The following is a 17,915-nucleotide window of genomic DNA, read 5'->3' on the forward strand; positions in this document are numbered from 1 at the left end:
ACCCGGCCCCACTGCTCTTTCCATGATGCCCGGTCGGTAGGCTGCGGACCATGAGCACGTTGATGGGCGCTCACGTCGACCAGGTCGATCCGCTCGCGGAGGCCCGGGCACGCGACGCGGCACTGAGCCAGTTCTTCCTGGGCGATCCGCAGGGGTGGAAGGGTCCGGCGATCGCCTACGACGGGGGTGCCGAGGCGCTCCGCGCCGATGCCGCCGCGGCGGGAGTGACGCTGTATGTCCACGCGCCGTACGTCCTCAATGTCGCGACGACGAACAACCGGATCCGCATCCCGTCGCGCAAGCTGCTGCAGCAGACGCTGACCGCGGCGGCGTCCATCGGGGCCGCCGGCGTCATCGTCCACGGCGGGCACGTCCTGAAGAACGACGACCCCGACACCGGCTTCGACAACTGGCGCAAGTGCATCGACGGCCTGGACATCCCGGTCCCGCTGCTGATCGAGAACACCGCGGGCGGGGACAATGCGATGGCCCGCCACCTCGAACGCATCGACCGTCTCTGGTCGACGATCGCTCCCGCGACGGGCAGCGATCGGGTCGGCTTCTGCCTCGACACGTGCCACGCCCACGCGGCCGGTCTCGACCTGTCGGGGCTCACCGACGCGATCCGGGCGATCACGGGTCGCATCGATCTCGTCCACGCCAACGACTCGCGGGACGCGTTCGGGTCGGGCGCGGACCGTCACGCCAACCTGGGTGCGGGGCACTGCGACCCCGAGGGTCTCGTCGAGGTGGTCGCGACGGCCGGCGCGCCGGTCTGCGTCGAGACACCGGGCGGGGTCGAGGGGCAGGCCGCCGACCTGGCCTGGCTGGCCCAGCGGGTCACCGCCTGACCGCGGCGGCGCGGCCGCGGCACAGACCCGGCGGGTCGCCGTCTGGACTCCGCGGTCGGCCCTGTGACCGGGGCAATGCGCCACTACAGTTGCAGATATGAGCTGGGCTTTGATCACAGGCGGGACGTCGGGGATCGGCGCCGCCTACGCGCGTCACCTCGCCTCGCAAGGGTATGACCTCGTCCTCGTCGCGCGGGACACCGCACGCCTGCGCGACAGCGCGACCGAGCTGACCGAGACGTTCGGGATCGAGGTCGAGACGATCAGCGCCGACCTCGCCGTCCGGACCGACGTCGACACGGTGGCCGCGCGGCTCGAGACCGGCGAGCGCCCGATCGACCTGTTCATCAACAACGCCGGGTTCGGTCTGAAGAGCAAGCTGCTGGACGCCGACACCACCGAGCACGAGCGAGCGTTCGACGTGATGATCAGGGCCGTCCTCGTCCTCGGCGGAGCGGCGGGGCGAGGGATGAAGGTCCGCGGCCACGGCCGGATCGCCAACACCGGCTCCATGTCGTCGTGGATCTCGCAGGGCAACTACTCCGCCATCAAGGCCTGGGTGACGACCTACTCGGAGTCGCTGCGCAACGAGCTCGCCGGCACCGGCGTCACCGTGACGAACATCAGCCCCGGCTGGGTCCGGACCGAGTTCCACACGCGGGCGGGCATCCGCAACTCGCTGCCGGGCTGGGCCTGGGTGGACGCCGACACGATGGCTCGCCTCTCGCTCGGCGACATCCTCAAGGGCAGGCCCCAGTCGGTGCCCACGGCGATGTGGAAGCTCGGCACCTTCTTCGTCCGGCATGCACCCCGTTCCGTGATACGCCTCATCTCCAGGGCTCTCGTTCGCAGCCGCGAGTGAGTACCATGTGCCGGGTCCGATCGGGAGCGACAGAAATGAGCCGTTGGTGAGCGAGCCGGATCTGAGCCGTTACCGCTCTGCCGTGCACGCGTCCGCGCGCTATGTCGCCCAGCAGATGGTCATGAAGCCCTACTTCTGGTCGGCACTGCACGTCCATATCCACGGCCGGTCGCATCTGGAGTCGCTGGAGAATCCGCTCGTCGTGATCGCCAACCACTCCAGTCATCTGGACGCGCCGCTCATCTTCGGGGCGCTGCCGCGGCGCATCACCGGCAACCTCGCCACGGGCGCGGCCGCCGACTATTTCTTCGAGAAGAAGGCGAAGGGCGCGGCGACGTCCCTGTTCTTCAACGCGTTCCCGGTGGACCGCAAGGGCATGAAGGGCAAGAAGAACCGCGGCATCGCCGGGGCGCTGCTGTCCGACGGGACGTCGCTGCTCCTGTTCCCCGAGGGGACCCGCTCGCGCACCGGCGCGATGGGGCGTTTCACGCCGGGGGCGGCCGCGCTGTCCATCAGCCGGGACGTGCCGGTGCTGCCGATCGCGCTCGTCGGCGCGCACGCCGCGATGCCGACGACGGCGTCGGTGCCGGTCAACGGACGTCCGCACGTCCATGTCGTCTTCGGCCGGGCGCAGACCGCCGCGCCGGTCGAGAACGCGCACCGGTTCTCCGACCGGCTGCGTCGCTACATCCTCGAACTGCACGACACGACGGCGCGGGCCTACGGGATGCCGACCCAGGAGGACTTCCGGCGCGCGGCCGCGCTCCGCAAGGCCGCCAAGGACGCGCTGGCGACGACCAAGGCCGACAAGGACCGCAAGGCCGACACGAAGAAAGAGAAGGAGGGGGAGGAACCATGACCGATGTGGCCCACATGAAGTGGTGGGGGTGGGGCGTGCCCGACCACGCGTTCACGGCCGACGACAAGCCGAAGCTGGCCCCCTTCATCTACGAGGCGATCCGCGTGGACATCACCGTCCCCGCCACCCCGCCGCCCGATTTCTCCTCGCTCACGATCCCGGCGTCGCGCCTGCCGGACGGCCTCCAGGCCGACCTGGTCTCGGCGGTCGGGTCGCAGAACACGACGACCGACGATCTCGAACGGGTCGTCCACACCTACGGCAAGGGCGTCCGTGACCTGGTGCGGATCCGCGGCAACGTGCTCCCCCGCGTCCCCGACGTCGTCGTGTACCCGGGTGACGAGGACGACGTGGTGGCGATCGTCCGGGTCGCCGCCGAGCATGGCGCGGTCGTCATCCCGTTCGGAGGCGGCAGCAACATCGTGGGCGCGCTCGAACCGTTGCCCGAGGAGACCCGGCCGGTCGTGTCGCTGGACGTGGGGCGCCTCAACAGGGTGCTGTCCATCGACGCCGAGTCGGGCCTGGCCACGATCCAGGCCGGCGTCCTCGGGCCCGACATGGAGGAGCAGCTCAACGCGCAGGGCTGGACGATGGGGCACTTCCCCGACTCGTTCACCCATTCGACGCTCGGCGGCTGGATCGCGACACGGTCGTCCGGGATGCAGTCCGACCGGTACGGGGACATCGCCGACATCACCCGCGGGCTGCGGATGGTGCTGCCCGACGGCGACCTCGTCGTCCTCCGCCCGTTGCCGAGCACGTCCTCCGGGCCGAGTGTCCGCGAGATGATCCTCGGCTCCGAGGGACGGCTGGGCGTCATCACCGAGGCGACCGTGGACGTCCACCGGCTGCCCGAGGTGCGCGAGATCCAGGCGTACTTCTTCCCGTCGTACGCCGCCGGCATCGAGGCGATGCGGGAGATCTCCGAGTCGGACGCCGCGCCGACCGTGACCCGCGTGTCCGACGCGTACGAGACGGCGTTCTCGATGGCCACCGGCAAGAAGAGCCGCGGCGTGTCGAAGTGGGTCACGAAGGGACTCACCGCGTACCTCAAGCGGACCGGCTGGGATCTCGGGCAGCTCTGCCTGTCGTTCATCGGCTACGAGGGCAGCCCGACGCATGTCCGCTACGAGAAGGCGCTCGTGGGCAGGATCGTGAAGCGTCACGGCGGCCTCGGCGTCGGGAAGGGGCCGGGGGCGCTGTACGACCAGAAGAAGTTCGACACCCCGTACATCCGCGACTTCCTGCTCGACCGGGGCGCGATGGCCGACGTGTCCGAGACGGCGTCGCCGTGGTCGAGGATGCTGGAGATCCACGACACGGTCGTCGAGCGGTTCCACGCGACGCGGCGCGAGCTGGGCCTGCCGGGGTACATCATGTGCCACCTGTCGCACAGCTACCACTCGGGCGCCTGCCAGTACTTCACGTTCGCGCTGACCGATTCCGGTCCGGACGCGCTGGTCCACTACGACGCCGTCAAGGCCAGGATCCAGCAGACGTTCATCGACCTGGACGCGACGGTGTCGCACCACCATGGCGTCGGCGAGGAGCATTCGCCGTGGCTGGAGCAGGACATCTCGACCGGCGGCGTCCGCCTGCAGCGTGCCCTGTTCGCCGGGATCGACCCCGACCAGCGGGCCAACCCGGGCAAGATCGTCCACGACGGGACGCCCGGTGTCTCCACGAACTCCCGTCCCGCGCAATGACCGGCTGGATCGAGCTCGACGGGCTCGACAATCTGCGTGACCTCGGTGGCCTGCGGACGTCCGGCGGCGCCGAGATCGTGCCGGGGCGGCTGTGGCGGTCGGACAATCTGCAGTCGCTCACCGCGGCGGACGTGTCCCGGCTGCACGACCTGGGGTTGAGCGATGTCGTGGATCTGCGCAGCGGGTTCGAGATCCGCAGCGAGGGGCCGACGCCGCTCGCCGGCCAGGGCTGGGTGACGTACCACTGGCATTCCCTCGTGCCCGAGGAGGAGGAGCAGCTCCCCGACGCGGCGGTCCCCCTGCCCGAGGACGCGTCGACGCTGCTGGCCGACCCCGTCGCGGCGTCCTACCTGGGCTACATCACCGAGCGTCCGCGGGCGATCCTGGACGCGATGCGTGTCGTGGGCACCGCGCACGGCGCGGCGCTCGTCCACTGTGCGGCGGGCAAGGACCGCACCGGCACCGTCGTCGCCCTCGCCCTCGGCGCACTGGGCGTCGCCCGGGACGACATCGTCGCCGACTACGCGCTGACGACCGAGCGCATCGGACCCGTCGTGGAGCGGATGCGGCAGGCTCGCACGTACACCGGACGGCTGGACGACGTCCCGCTGGAGATGTTCCACGCCCGGCCCGAGGTGATGGCCGCCCTGCTCGACGTCACCGACGATGTGTGGGGCGGCGTCGGTCCCCTGCTGACGGCCATGGGCTGGTCCGCCGCCGACCAGAACGCGCTGGAGGACAGGCTGCTCGGCTGACGGTACCCGAGCTCACCGGAATCTTGACAGATCCGAGTTACCGACGGGTACGTGGAGGGTTGTTGTTGGTAGTCCAACAACAACTCTCCACCGAGACGCGATCCGGCGCGAGGGGCGGCCTCAGGAATCCGCGATGAGCTCCCGCAGCAGAGCACCGGAGTCGGGACGCCGAATCAGACAGGCCGTGACCCGCAACCCTTCGGGACCGGTGATCCGCACCGAGTTGTCCCGCTGCTCGCAGGTGGCCGGCGGAACGGCGTCCGCCACAGCCGCCAACTGCTCGGGCGCTTCCACCCCGAACGACAACCCGGCCGGGCCGTATACGCGCCGACGCGTGCGCTGCAGGTCGATCACCTGGGCGCCGTTGGTCATGACCACCCCGTTCGGGCGGGCCTGCTGCTGGCGGAACCCCAGGACGTCCCCGAAGAACGACACCGCATCGCGCAGGTCCCGCAGGTGGAGGGCCACACGGGTCAGCGCCGAGGCCGGGCGATCGGCGGGGACGCCGGTCGCGCACGCCGTCACGACCGCGCGCCCCTCGTCGGTGAGGTGCTCGGCCAGGTACTCGTCGGCGTCGAGCCGAACACTGCGATCGTCCGGGGCGGGGGCGCTGATCTCGACCCGGACGCCGTCGCACGCCGAAAGCAGGAACGTGTCGGTGCGATGCGCGCGCACCCCGTCGACCAGCCACTGAGGATCGTTGACGCCGACGGAGGCGAGGACGATCGCGAGGTCGCCGGGCGTCGCGTACAGGAGCCGGAAGAACGTCCCGTTGACGCCCCGTCGCGCTCCGGCCTCCAGCCGGGCGCCGAGAACCGCCGCACCGTCGTCCTGGCCGAACCACATCGTCCGGTCGGTATGGGCGGCAAGGGGATACAGCAATCCTCCCGACAGGAACCGTGTCGCCTCGCGGGCGTTGGGCACCGCCACCTCGACACCACAGAGCGACGCGGTGCCTGGACGGATCGCCGCCGCGATCGCCGACGCCGCCCTACTCCTGCCGAGCACGATGACTCCTCACGGTCCGCCTGCGAAAAACAACTCGCAGCGCGTGGAGCGAAGACCAAGGGAAATGCCGCGCCCCCGCTCGATTTACTCCGGATGTCTCGAACGTTCACCCAGCATGACCTGAAGACACTCTATGCCGCAACGACAAGCGAAATGGTGGATCGAACGAATACCTCTCGCGCCCTCGCCGGGCATGATGGACCCACACGGAGCAGGAGGAGACATGTCCGCGGTACTCACGAACGTCGATTCGCCCGTACGCATGGGGATCCTGACCAGCGGCGGCGACGCCCAGGGCATGAACGCAGCCGTCCGCGCCGTCACCCGCACCGCCCTCAAGACCGGCGCCGAGGTGTATGCGATCTACGAGGGCTATCAAGGAATGATCGACGGTGGCGACGGCATCCGCCGACTCGACTGGGACGACGTCGGCAGCATCCTCCACAAGGGCGGCACCGTCATCGGCACCTTCCGCAGCACCGACTTCCGGGAGCGTTCCGGACGGCTGCGTGCGGCACGCAACCTGCTCGCCATCGGCATCGACCGGCTCGTCGTGATCGGGGGCGACGGCAGCCTGTCGGGGCTGGACGTCTTCCGCGAGGAATGGCCGTCCCTCCTCGCCGACCTCGTGGCCTCCGGCGAGCTCGACCAGGCCACGGCCGATGCCCATCCGCACCTCATGTTCGCCGGGCTCGTGGGGTCCATCGACAACGACCTCGTCGGCACCGACATGACCATCGGCGCCGACACCGCCCTGCACCGCATCGTCGACGCCGTCGACGCCCTCGTCAGCACGGCGGCCAGCCACCACCGCTGCTTCGTGGTGGAGGTCATGGGTCGACACTGCGGCTACCTCGCCCTGATGAGCGCGATCGCCGGCGCCTGCGACTACGTCCTCGTGCCCGAGCAGCCCCCCGAGGAGGGCTGGGAGCAGCGGATGTGCACCGAGCTGGCGCGGGGCAGATCGGCCGGGCGGCGCCACTCGATCGTCGTCGTCGCCGAGGGCGCGACCGATCGCCAGGGCCGGCCGATCACGGCGCAGGACATCGCCGACGTCATCCAGCGGACCCTCCACGAGGACACCCGGGTCACGATCCTCGGCCACATCCAGCGCGGCGGCACCCCCAGCGCGTACGACCGCTGGGCCAGCACCTGGCTCGGGTACGAGGCGGCCCAGGAGGTGCTCACGGCGACACCGGGACAGACCGGCCCGGTGATCGGCTTCCGCGGGAACAGGGTCACCCGGGTCCCCCTCATGGAGGCCGTGGCGGCGACACGGCGCGTGCCGTCCCTCATCGCCGAGGGACGCTACGACGAGGCGATGGACCTGCGCGGACCGTCCTTCGCCCGGGACATGGAGACGTTCCGGGAGCTGTCCGAACCCTCCCGGGTCGAACCGGGCTCCGACGCGAAGCGGATCGGGATCATCCACGTCGGCGGCCTCGCTCCGGGCATGAACGCCGCCGACTGGGCCGCCGTGCGGCTCGGCATCAGTCGCGGGATGACGATGGTCGGCATCCGCAACGGCTTCCCCGGGCTCATCGAAGGAGACGTCGTCGACCTCGGATGGTCCGACGTGGAGGGCTGGGCGGACTCCGGCGGCTGCGACCTCGGGATCCGGCGGACCGTGCCGACCGTGGAGATGCTGTACGGGGTCAGCCGGCAACTCGAATCCCATCGGATCGACGCCCTGCTGGTGACCGGCGGGTGGAACGCGTACCAGGCGGCGCATCTGCTGCACCGCGAACGCGACCGGTACCCGGCGTTCCGCATCCCGATCGTGTGCGTCCCCGCAACGATCGACAACAACCTGCCCGGGTCGGAACTGGCCATCGGAGCCGACACCGCGCTCAACACCGTCGTCGACGCGATCGACAGGATCAAGCTGTCCGCCAGCGCGACCACCCGGTCGTTCGTCGTCGAGACCATGGGCCGCTACTGCGGCTACCTGGCGCTCATGGGCGGGCTCGCGGGCGGCGCCGAACGCGTGTACCTGCACGAGACGCCGACCCACCTGTCCGACCTCGCGGCCGACGTGGCCTGGCTGCAGAAGTCCTTCGCGGCCGGACGACGGCTGTTCCTGGCCGTGCGCAACGAGCGGGCCAGCGAGAACTACACGACCGATTTCCTCGCCGCGCTGCTGAACGAGGAGGCCCAGGGACGCTACGACGTCCGCACCCAGGTCATCGGCCACGTCCAGCAGGGCGGGACGCCGACGCCGTTCGACCGCCTGCTCGCCGTGCGGCTGGTGTCGTACGCGCTGCGCGAGCTGGAGACGCGCCTCACGTCGGGCTCGGACGAGTCGAGCTACGTCGGCCTGGTGCGCTCGGCCGTGCGCTCCTCCCCGCTGTCCCACATGGCCGAGGAGGTCGATCCCACGTACCGACGACCGCGGCAGCAGTGGTGGATGGATCTGCGGGCGGTTCTCGCGGCCGTGTCCGACTCCGACCTCGTCTGAGGCGGTCGGCTCACCGGAGACGGGCTCACAAAGGGCGGCGCAACTCCAGCGAGATCCACACCTCCCCGGCCACGACCGTGCTCCGCTCGGCTCCCGTGGGACGGAAGCCGAGGTCGGTGTAGAGGGCGACCGCCGCCGTGTTGAAGGTGTACACGCCCAGCTCCACCACGTCGATCCCCGGCAGATCGCGGGCACGGTCCAGGAGCGCGAGCATCATCCGCCTCCCCCACCCGCGACCGCGCGCCGCCGGATCGACGAGCACCCGGCCGATGCGGCCGACCCGCTCCCCGGTGCGGCGCAGCGAACCCGTCGCGACGAGCCGCCCGTCGACATCGCGCAACGCATGGGGGACATGGCCCGACGTCCCGGCCACCAGCAACTCGGGTGTCAGCGGCCAGGCGACGTCGGGGCCGGCGAACTGGACGGCGTCGCGCCGCGAGGACACCCAGGCCAGCACCTCGGCGGCGGTGTGCACGGTGAGCGGTTCGAGCACATGCCCCGAACCGGGGGGTCGGACGTCCACCTGCTCAGCCGGGACGTCCGGCCGAGCCGACACCCGGATCGGCCCGCACGAGAGTCCTCCGCACCACGCCCCTGCGCACGCTGCCGACGCGTGCCGGGACGCCGGGCTCGATCCGCGGGCCGCGGCTCGGCCGACTCCCGCACGCGAGGGCCGAGGCGGTCGTCCCGCTCGACCCGAAGGGGTGAGAATCCATGGCACCTCCTTCGTGCCCGCCCGAGGGGGGTGACGCCCACGGTAGACCCACGAACCCCCGCGCGAACAGCGCCGGCCCGTCACTACTCGCCGGAGCCCATCCGGACCTGCATCCCGATCTGGTCGGCGTCCAACTGGCGCAGGACGTCGTCGAGCACGCCGGTCGGGTACGAGCCGATGTCCCGCAGCCGGAGCAGCTCGTGACGCTGGGCGTCGAGGACGATGCTGCGCAGGTCGGCGAACTCGGCCTGCAGATCGGCCTCCGCCGCCCGGTCGCGGACCTCGCGCAGCTTGTCCCACTGGCGTCGGCTCGCCTCCAGGAAGCCGGCGGAGAAGGGCGTCCCGTCGGGACGACGCAGCGCGGGGTCGTTCAGCCTGGCGACCGCGGCCTTGTTGAGCTCCACCCGCACGGCGTCGGCGGCGGCAGGATCGGGGGCCGCCGTCCCCGCCAGCCCGAGACGCCGCGCCACCGGGCCGAGCGTGCCGCCCTGAACGAGGAGCGTCCCGGCCGCGACGACGAACGCCACGAGGATCAGCAACGACCGGTACGGCGTCCCGTGCGGAAGCGTCTGCGCGGCGGCCAGTGTCACGGCCCCGCGCATCCCGGCCGCGACGAGCAGCGTCCCCTCGCGCGGACCGAGTCGCTCCGAGGCCAGATAGTCCAGGTCGGCGCGGCGCCGGGCAAGCATGAGCTGGAACCGCTCCCACTGCTCCGCGCTGGTGGGGAGGCGTCGCCGCCGCCGCACGGCGCCGACGAGCGGGGCGCCCGGCCCGGATCGCGGGACATCCCCGGGACGGCCGGCGCCCGCATCCGGCAGCGCGGGCAGGATGCCGTCGGCGAGGCGGGCCTCCATCCTGTCCAGCACGCCCCTGCTCTGCTCGAGGCGGGCGGCGCGCCGTTTGAGGGACCACAGGGACAGCGCCACGAACACGACCCGCACCGCGAGCACGACCGTCGCCACCAACGCCCCGATCCCGAAAGCCGCGCCGACGCTGAAGTGCTGCTCGGTGACCTCGATCACCAACCCGAACAGCTCCAGTCCCATCACGAGGAAGATCGCCGACTCGAGCACGAGCTCGATCGTGCGCCACACGGCGTCGGTCGTGACGCGCACCTCGGCGGACAGGACCCGCGGACCCGCGTTCCCGGCCACGAGGCCGGCGATGACGGCCGCCACCAGCCCCGACGCCCCGAGAGCCTCGGCCGGCAGATAGGCCACGTACGGGATGGTGAGAGAGATGAGCACATTGCCCGTCACGAAGCCCACCCGCGCCCGCACGAACAGGCTGAGGTGTCCCACGGCGAACCCGATCAGCCCGGCGACGACCACCGCGTACAGGAATGTCGCCGCGCCCCACCAGACGCTCACCGACGCGCCGATCGCCGCGACGGCGAACCGCAGCAGCACAAGGGCCGTCGCGTCGTTCAGCAGGCTCTCGCCGTCCAGGATCGTGACGATGCGAGGCGAGATGCCCGCCTTCTTGACGATGGATGTCGCGACCGCATCCGTCGGGCTCACGATCGCACCGAGCGCGATCCCCAGCGGCCACCCGAGACCGGGGATCAGCAGCGACATCAATCCGCCGACCACGACGGCGGACACCACCACGAGGACGACGGAGAACGCCGAGATCACCCGCAGGTCACGCCGGAACTCCATCGTCTTCACGCCGACCGCCGACGAGTACAGCAGGGGTGGCAGGATGCCGGCGAGGATCCACTCGGGCTCGATCTCGACGGCGTCGACGAAGGGCAGGAAGCTGATGCCGATGCCGAGCACGACCAGCAGCAGCGGGGCGGCGACCCTGACGCGCGGGGCGAGAGTCGTCACCGCCACGACGAGCACCACGCCCGCGATGGCGATCAAGATGGACAGCTCCACGGTGGCTCCCTCCGCCGGACGATCGCGTCATGTCCGCTGTGGGCATTCTCACCCGGCACACCAACCAGCACCACAGCGTCCCGTCGCGCCGGCCGTGGGGCGGAGGCGGCCGGGTCGCTGCCGGAATCGTCCCCACGCGTCCCGTCGCACCGGCCGTGGCCCCTTCCCGGCATCTGTGGACGGAGCGGCCCGGCGCTCATCTGGCGGTTCCCCCCGCGGCCCCGGGCGCTCCCTCCGCCCGATGGGATACTGCCCGGTAACGGTGGTCGTTCGCGCCGCCGTTCACCCTCGACGGACAAAGGAGTTCACATGAGCTACGCGGATCGCTTCACTGTGTCGGGCAAGAAGGCAATCGTCACCGGCGGCTCCCGCGGAATCGGTCAGGCGTGCGCGGTCGTGCTCGCCGAGGCCGGAGCGGAGGTCGCCATCGTCGGCCGTGACACCGCGGCCCTGGCCGAGAGCGAGGCTCTCGTCAAGGCCGCAGGCAACCCCGTGCACGTCGTGACCGGTGACGTGCTCACCGCATCCGGCGCACGGCAGGCGGCGAGGGACGCCCTGGCCGCGCTCGGTGGCGTGGCCGACATCGTCGTCAACTGTGCCGGCATCGCCCGCATCGCCCCCTTGACCGAGTTGAGCCAGGAGGACTGGGACGACACCATCGCCGTCAACCTGACTGCGCCCTTCGCGTTCACGCAGGAGGTCGTCGGGCCGATGATCGCGCAGAAGTCCGGCAAGGTCGTCAACATCTCCTCCCAGGCCGGCGTCATCGCCCTGGACGGCCACGGCGCGTACTGCGCCTCCAAGGGCGGCATCAACATGCTCACGAAGATGATGGCGCTCGAGTGGGGCCCGTCCAACATCCAGGTCAACGCCGTGGCGCCGACCGTCATCCTCACCCCGATGGGGACCAAGGTCTGGGGCGACCCGGCCAAGGCCGATCCCATGCTGGCCAAGATCCCCCTCGGCCGGTTCGGGCAGCCCGTCGAGGTCGCCGATCTCGTCCTGTTCCTGTCGTCCTCGGCGTCGGACCTCATCACGGGCGACGTCATCCTGATCGACGGCGGGTACACCGCGATCTAGCCCGCCGTGCCCGGCCCCGGGTCCTCCGAGACGTCGTCCGACTCGGGGGACGGGGGCCGGGTCGTCCGGATTGCGGAGTTCTGTACCGTGCAGGGACGCTTCACGCCACGAGGCGCCTCGACCGCGTGTTTCTTTGCGTTATGGCCATGTCCGGCGCGCTCATAGGGTGCATAACTCCGCAGCCGGCCCGTCGGAGCGTTTCGACCGGCCGCATTCGGTACAGAACTCCGCGCGACCCCCTGTCCGGACCCGGAACCGCCGACCGGACGGGACAGGTCGAGATCCGGAGGTATCACAGTCCTCGAAAAGCGCTCTTTCGCTGTAACTGAACTAGTCAGTAGCCTGAACGCGCGACCGAGCAGAAAGAGCTGACGAGTGTCCGAGAACAACTCCGAGAGAGCGCAGCACCTGTCGCCGACGCCCCTCTTGCCCCCCGATATCACCCAGCGCTTCGGGGCCCGCGTCCTGAACCCGACCGAGGCCGTGACGTTGCCCGATGGCCGCGAGCCGAGCCCGACATCGTACGTCGGCAGCTCGGTCCTCATCCGCGGCATCTCCGGGGCCGACGCCGTGGCGGAGTACAACGCGCGGCTCCAGGCCGGCGATGTGCGGCTCGAACTGCCACCCGATGTCGAGCACGACCTCGAGATCGTGCGGCGCCTGTCGGAGCGTCATCCCGAGGTGCGGGAGATCTTCGAACGCCACTGGACGTTGCGCGCGAACCTGGTCCCGGCGAGCCGGCAGCAGGCCCCCATCGACGCGTGGCCCTTCCTGCAGCGGCTCCGCGCCGACGACCGGGAGACCTGGCAGGGACGGCTCAGCCTCGTCCACATCCTCACGTCCGCGCCCGCGATCGACGGGGCGCCCTACTACGCCGGGCTGCCGTACTACGCCGGGCTGCCGTACTACGCCGGACTGCCCTACTACGCCGGCCTCGGGACGCCCGGCCCCGCCGTCGAGTACGGGCGTGCGGGTGCCGGCGGTCGGACGCCGGTGTCGCTCGTGCTGCCCGACCCGGCGAAGCGGGCGAAGCGCCTCAAGCGTCCGCCGGTCGTCGCGGTGTTCGACACGGCTCTCGGCACCCACCCGTGGTTCGCCGACCCGGCGCGCGCGACGTCCGACGTCCGCCTCGACGGTCTGCTGCTGGGACTGGGCGGCGACTTCGAGACGTGCCAGCTCCCGACCCCGCAGGTCAACCCCCTCGACGGCTGCATCCAGGCCGACACCGGGCACGGCACGTTCATCGCCGGCATCGTCCGGCAGGAGAGCCCCGAGGCACGTACCCTCGTCGTCCCGGTGATGACCGACGAGGGCGTCGTTCCCGAGGACGCGCTCACGAACACGCTCGTGCTGATGCTCGTCCGGCATGTCCTCGGCATCGTGGAGGGACGCCCCGAGGACGTCATCGATGTCGCGAACCTGTCGCTCGGGTACTACCACGAGGACCCGGAGGACGCCGCCGCGGACGGCCCGCTGTGGGATCTGCTGTCCGACTACGGACGATGGGGCGTCGCCGTGATCGCGGCCGCCGGCAACTCGTCCACCACCGCACCGATGTTCCCGGCCGCGTTCACCTTGCAGCCGCGCGACCCCGGCCAGGTGCCCCTCATCAGCGTGGGGGCGCTCAACCCGGACGGCACGGTGGCGTACTTCAGCAACGCCGGGGCGTGGATCACCTGCCACCGGGCCGGTTCGAACCTCGTCAGCACCGTCCCCACGACGCTGCACGGGGCGATCCAGGCCAGCGCCCGGCTCACCTACGAAGGGCTCGAGCGCGCGACGATCGACCCCGACGACTACCGGTGCGGGTTCTCCCTGTGGAGCGGGACGTCCTTCGCGGCTCCGGTCTTCGCCGGAGAGGTCGCCGCCTTCCTGGCGGACGTCGACGTCCTTCCCGAGATCGACAGGGACGCGTTCGTGAAGCGCGGGCTCGGTGCCGTCGAGCACCTGCTGAAGGACGACCGGTGACTGCCTCGGCCACCGACACGCTCCCGGGCAGGGCGACCGCCGCGTTCACCGCGTATCGCGACGGGGATGTCGGGGCGCTGGGCACGCTCGTCGATCTCGTGACGCCCGTCCTGTGGCACGCCGCGCGCGCCTGCGGGCTCGATGCCGCCACGGCCGAGGACGTCGTCCAGGGCACCTGGGTGAAGCTGTACGAGGGCGGGGACCGGATCGCCGAGCCCGGCGCGATCCTCGCCTGGCTCGTCACGACGACGCGGCGGGAGTCCTGGCGGGTGTCGGCCCGGCTCGGACGGGCGACGCCGACCGACTTCGACGAGCCCGTGCCGCCGCGCGGGGAGCCGCTCGGCACGGCATCCGCGGCCGATCCCGAACAAGAGGTGTTGCGCGACGACCGGGACCGCCGGCTGTGGGATCACGTGCAACGGCTGAGCCCGCGCTGCCAGGTGCTGATGCGGGTGATCTGCTTCGCGGACGCCCCGAACTATGCCGTCCTGGCCGAGAGCCTCGGCATGCCCGTGGGCTCGATCGGGCCCACCCGCGGACGTTGCCTCGCCGCCCTCCGGAAGGCCCTCCTCACCGACCCCCATTGGAGCCTGACATGAGCATCCCGCAGATCGACGCACTGGCCTCGGAGCCGCTCGACGAGTTCGACGCCCGGATCCTCGCCGACCTCGCCAGAGTGCAGGACCAGGCCGACCCGCCTCCGGCCGGGCTGACGGACCGCATCCGGTTCGAGCTCTCGCTGCGGGCGCTCCAGGCCGAGCTGGCCGAGTTGCAGGGGATGTCGGAGTTGGAGACCGTCCGGTCGCAGTCCGCGCCCGAGGTGTTCGACACGATCTCGTTCACCGCCAGCCGCGTCAGCCTGATGATCACGGTCACGCCCGAGCGCGGGCGCGACGACACCGTCCGGATCGACGCCTGGGTGACCACCCCGGGGGTCGAGATCGAGCTGTGGCAGGAGGGGAGCAAGAGGACCGCACGCGCCGACGAGGACGGCCGGCTCGCGTGGGACGACGTCCCGCGACGACCCACCCGCCTCCTCATCTCCGGCACGCCACCGGTCGTCACCCCGACCATCGAGTTGTGAGGAGCGAGCAGGAGGCCACCACGTCCGACGCCGACGAGCTGACAGCCGCGCAGCACCTGTACGACCAGGCGCTCGCGGCCCAGGCGCAATACCGGTTCGCCGAGTTCGGGGAGTTGATCAACCGGACGCGGGATGTCGTCGCGCGCGCGGAGCCGGCGGCGAGCTCCGCCGACCACGACCGGTGGCGGGAGCTGCGCATCCGGGTCGCCGTCACGTGGAGTTGGCACGCGTTCGACGCCCAGGGCCTTCCCGCGGCGCTCGCCGCCCTCACCGCCGCCGAGGCGGAGGCCACGGAGTGGGAGCGGGAGGATCTGCTGGGTGCGGTCCTGTTCCAGCGCGCGTCCGTGCTCAGCCGGGGCGGGGACCACGCCGCGGCCGTCGACGTGGCCCGGCGGGCCGCCGGCCATCGTGCCGGGATGCCGCTGGACTCCCAGGCGAAGGTCACGCTCAACTGGGCTCTGCTGGAGTCATGGGCGGGGAATCTCCCGGGGGCTGTCGCCCGCAACGAGGAGGCGTCCGAGCTCGCGCGGCGCGCCGGTCTGCCGAACCTGCAGTTCATGGCGCTGCACAACGGCGGGTACATGGAGTTCCTGCGCGGCAACCTGCCGCACGCCCTGGTGCTCATGGAGCGGGCCGACGCGATGGACGTCGACACCGACCGCAGCGTGGCGCGGCTCGACCATGCCCGGGCCCTCCTCGACGCCGGTCTGCTGGACGAGGCCCGGGAGATGCTGCGATCGGCGGCCGGGCTGTGTGCGGCGAACGGCAGCGACCACGACGTCGCCGAGTCGGAGCTGGAGACGGCCCGCTGCGAACTGCTGCGCGGCAATCCCGACGCGGCGCGAGACTGGGCTCGACAGGCGCGACGCCGGTTCGCCGCCCGCAAGGAGCCCGGCTGGCGCGTCCGCGCCTTGCTGGCCGAGCTCGACGCGCTGGCGGAACTCCCGGGGACGGTCCGGCGCCGGGCGCGGCTCGCCGCCGCCCTGCACGCGGCCTCCACGGCGAATGGGGACACCCTCGCCGCCGAGCAGGCCGGGCTGGCGTGGGCCGAGGCGCTCCTCGACTCCGGCGACCCGCAGGCCGCGGCGCCGTGGGCGGCTGCGGCACCGCTGCGGGACTCGCCGCAGATCACCACGCGACTCCACTACGGTCTCGCGGCCGCGAAACATGCTCTGGCCGCCGGGGACGCGGACGCCGCGCGGGACGAGCTCACCGCCGCGGCGCGTGCCCTCGCCGCCGCGCAGCGGGAGAGCGCCTCGATCGATCTTCGTACCGCGTTGTCGGGGCATGGGCAGCGGCTGGCGCAGCTCGACTGCCGGCTCGCCGTCGAGCGGGGGGACGCCGCCGATGTCCTGGAGCGCGTCGACCGCTGGCGCGGTGCGCTCCGCGGGCAGGCGTCCGTGCGCGCTCCGTCCGATCCGCGCGAGGCGGAGCTTCTCGCCCGGCTGCGGAACCTGCGGGACGAGGCGCGGATCGCCCAGGGCGACGACCTCGCGCGCGTTCAGCGCGAGACCGACGAGGTCGCGCGCCGGATCCGCGAGTTCTCGTGGCGGGCGGCGGCGCAGGGCGAGCGCGACCCGGCCGGCTCGTTCTCGATCGACGCCGTCACCGCGGCGGTGCGTGAGCGCAGCGAGACGCTGCTCGTGCTGGCCCAGGCCGGAGACGCGTTCGAGCGGGTGGAGGTGACGCCCGCGGGAGACCTGCGGCTGCATCCCGGCGTGCCGGTCGCGGCGGTCCTCGAGGCCACGCGCCGAGTGCGAGCCGATCTCACGGCGGCGTCCCGCCTCCCGGAGGGCCATCCCCTGTCGGGTGCGATCCACGCGTCGCTGACACGAGGTCTTTCCACCCTGGACGGTCTGCTCCTGCCGGCCGGGTTCGCTCCCGGGCGGTTCGTCGTCGCGCCCCCGTCGCAGCTCAATCTGGTGCCGTGGGGCATGCTGCCCCGGCTGCGGCAGATGCCGGTCACCGTCGCCGCGACCGTCACCGACTGGGCGGACAGCGCCCACGTGGTCGTGGCGCCCCGAGTGACGGCGGTCGCAGGCCCCGATCTGCCCGAGGCCGACGCCGAGGTGAGCGCGGTCTCCGTCGCGTGGCCGGGCAGTCGCGCCATCGCCGCCGCCGACTCGACCGGCCGCGGTCTGATCGCGGCGCTCACCGGCAGCGACCTCGTCCACGTCGCGGCGCACGGCGAGCATCGCGCGGAGAACCCGCTGTTCTCCAGCCTCCGGCTCGGTGACGGCGTCCTGTTCGCGCACGAGTTCGAGGGGCAGGCGCTGCGCGTGTCCCTCGCCGTGCTCTCGGCATGCGACGCGGGCCGGGTGACACCGCGCGCCGGCGACGAGGGACTGGGGCTGGCCGCCTCGCTGCGCGAACTCGGCGTCGGGACGGTCGTCGCACCGCTCACCCCCGTCCCCGACCGCTTGTCCCGGGAGATCATGGACGACCTGCACACGCGCCTGGCGGCCGGGCTCGACACGTCCGCGGCGGTGGCTGCCGCGGGTGCGGGAAAGGGAATTCTCGCGGCCTCGTTCACGACGTTCGGACGTCCGTGGAAAAAAAGTGTGGTGTCCCCTGTATCAGGGTCTTCCGTCGGTGCTCTTGAGCGGCAAGGGTAGAAACCACCTCGGGAGCATCTCCCGGGCCGACTCGGGGGGATCGGCCCGGGAATCCACCCTCAGGAGCGTCG

Annotated in this window: 15 protein-coding genes; 11 read left to right on the plus strand and 4 right to left on the minus strand. The window is 71.5% G+C overall.

All coding sequences use genetic code 11. The features are described from left to right. Positions 1-50 precede the first annotated feature (50 nt). The 5 genes from G555_RS0100995 to G555_RS0101015 all read left to right on the plus strand — a co-directional run bounded on the left by G555_RS0100995 (position 51) and on the right by G555_RS0101015 (position 5,033). Positions 51-851: a deoxyribonuclease IV gene (locus G555_RS0100995; RefSeq protein ID WP_028707435.1), complete on the plus strand. Its 801-nt coding sequence runs from the start codon at positions 51-53 to the stop codon at positions 849-851. A gap of 97 nt (positions 852-948) precedes the next feature. Then, positions 949-1,713 carry an SDR family NAD(P)-dependent oxidoreductase gene (locus tag G555_RS0101000; RefSeq protein ID WP_028707436.1) on the plus strand — a complete coding sequence of 255 codons (765 nt, stop codon included), beginning with the start codon at positions 949-951 and terminating at the stop codon, positions 1,711-1,713. Between the two features lie 46 nt (positions 1,714-1,759). Further along, positions 1,760-2,572 (plus strand): lysophospholipid acyltransferase family protein, encoded by an 813-nt coding sequence (locus tag G555_RS0101005; RefSeq protein ID WP_028707437.1) that lies wholly within the window; start codon positions 1,760-1,762, stop codon positions 2,570-2,572. Continuing rightward, the gene (locus tag G555_RS17070; protein WP_051208126.1) at positions 2,569-4,278 is read left to right on the plus strand and encodes an FAD-binding oxidoreductase; all 1,710 of its coding nucleotides are present in this window, start codon (positions 2,569-2,571) and stop codon (positions 4,276-4,278) included. The genes G555_RS0101005 and G555_RS17070 overlap by 4 nt, the downstream gene beginning before the upstream one ends. After that, positions 4,275-5,033 (plus strand): tyrosine-protein phosphatase, encoded by a 759-nt coding sequence (locus tag G555_RS0101015; protein ID WP_028707438.1) that lies wholly within the window; start codon positions 4,275-4,277, stop codon positions 5,031-5,033. Before G555_RS17070 ends, G555_RS0101015 begins: the two co-directional genes overlap by 4 nt. A gap of 120 nt (positions 5,034-5,153) precedes the next feature. On the opposite strand, the gene G555_RS0101020 is transcribed toward G555_RS0101015, so the two are convergent. After that, entirely contained in the window at positions 5,154-6,041 is an 888-nt protein-coding gene (locus tag G555_RS0101020; RefSeq protein ID WP_028707439.1) for a hypothetical protein, read from the minus strand. A 223-nt stretch (positions 6,042-6,264) separates the two neighbouring features. Here G555_RS0101020 and G555_RS0101025 point away from each other — a divergent pair, with 223 nt between their 5' ends. After that, positions 6,265-8,499, plus strand: coding sequence for a 6-phosphofructokinase (locus G555_RS0101025; RefSeq protein ID WP_028707440.1), 2,235 nt, complete (start codon positions 6,265-6,267; stop codon positions 8,497-8,499). A 25-nt stretch (positions 8,500-8,524) separates the two neighbouring features. On the opposite strand, the gene G555_RS22495 is transcribed toward G555_RS0101025, so the two are convergent. The 3 genes from G555_RS22495 to G555_RS0101040 form a co-directional block, all read right to left on the minus strand. Beyond that, positions 8,525-9,022, minus strand: coding sequence for a GNAT family N-acetyltransferase (locus G555_RS22495; RefSeq protein WP_169337840.1), 498 nt, complete (start codon positions 9,020-9,022; stop codon positions 8,525-8,527). A gap of 4 nt (positions 9,023-9,026) precedes the next feature. Further along, on the minus strand, positions 9,027-9,215 hold the full coding sequence (locus tag G555_RS22500; protein ID WP_028707442.1) for a hypothetical protein: 189 nt from the start codon (positions 9,213-9,215) through the stop codon (positions 9,027-9,029). Between the two features lie 82 nt (positions 9,216-9,297). Further along, positions 9,298-11,097 (minus strand): cation:proton antiporter, encoded by a 1,800-nt coding sequence (locus G555_RS0101040; protein ID WP_028707443.1) that lies wholly within the window; start codon positions 11,095-11,097, stop codon positions 9,298-9,300. A 309-nt stretch (positions 11,098-11,406) separates the two neighbouring features. Here G555_RS0101040 and G555_RS0101045 point away from each other — a divergent pair, with 309 nt between their 5' ends. The 5 genes from G555_RS0101045 to G555_RS0101065 all read left to right on the plus strand — a co-directional run bounded on the left by G555_RS0101045 (position 11,407) and on the right by G555_RS0101065 (position 17,844). After that, positions 11,407-12,177: a glucose 1-dehydrogenase gene (locus tag G555_RS0101045; RefSeq protein WP_028707444.1), complete on the plus strand. Its 771-nt coding sequence runs from the start codon at positions 11,407-11,409 to the stop codon at positions 12,175-12,177. Between the two features lie 375 nt (positions 12,178-12,552). Then, positions 12,553-14,145, plus strand: a complete 1,593-nt coding sequence (locus tag G555_RS17075; protein WP_051208132.1) for a S8 family serine peptidase — start codon at positions 12,553-12,555, stop codon at positions 14,143-14,145. Further along, complete coding sequence (locus tag G555_RS0101055) at positions 14,142-14,744, plus strand: RNA polymerase sigma factor (RefSeq protein WP_028707445.1); 603 nt, start codon at positions 14,142-14,144, stop codon at positions 14,742-14,744. Before G555_RS17075 ends, G555_RS0101055 begins: the two co-directional genes overlap by 4 nt. Beyond that, positions 14,741-15,229 carry a hypothetical protein gene (locus G555_RS0101060; protein ID WP_028707446.1) on the plus strand — a complete coding sequence of 163 codons (489 nt, stop codon included), beginning with the start codon at positions 14,741-14,743 and terminating at the stop codon, positions 15,227-15,229. Before G555_RS0101055 ends, G555_RS0101060 begins: the two co-directional genes overlap by 4 nt. Further along, on the plus strand, positions 15,226-17,844 hold the full coding sequence (locus G555_RS0101065; RefSeq protein WP_028707447.1) for a CHAT domain-containing protein: 2,619 nt from the start codon (positions 15,226-15,228) through the stop codon (positions 17,842-17,844). The genes G555_RS0101060 and G555_RS0101065 overlap by 4 nt, the downstream gene beginning before the upstream one ends. Positions 17,845-17,915 lie beyond the last annotated feature (71 nt).

This window comes from Propionicicella superfundia DSM 22317, assembly GCF_000423465.1.
GTDB lineage: Bacteria > Actinomycetota > Actinomycetes > Propionibacteriales > Propionibacteriaceae > Propionicicella > Propionicicella superfundia.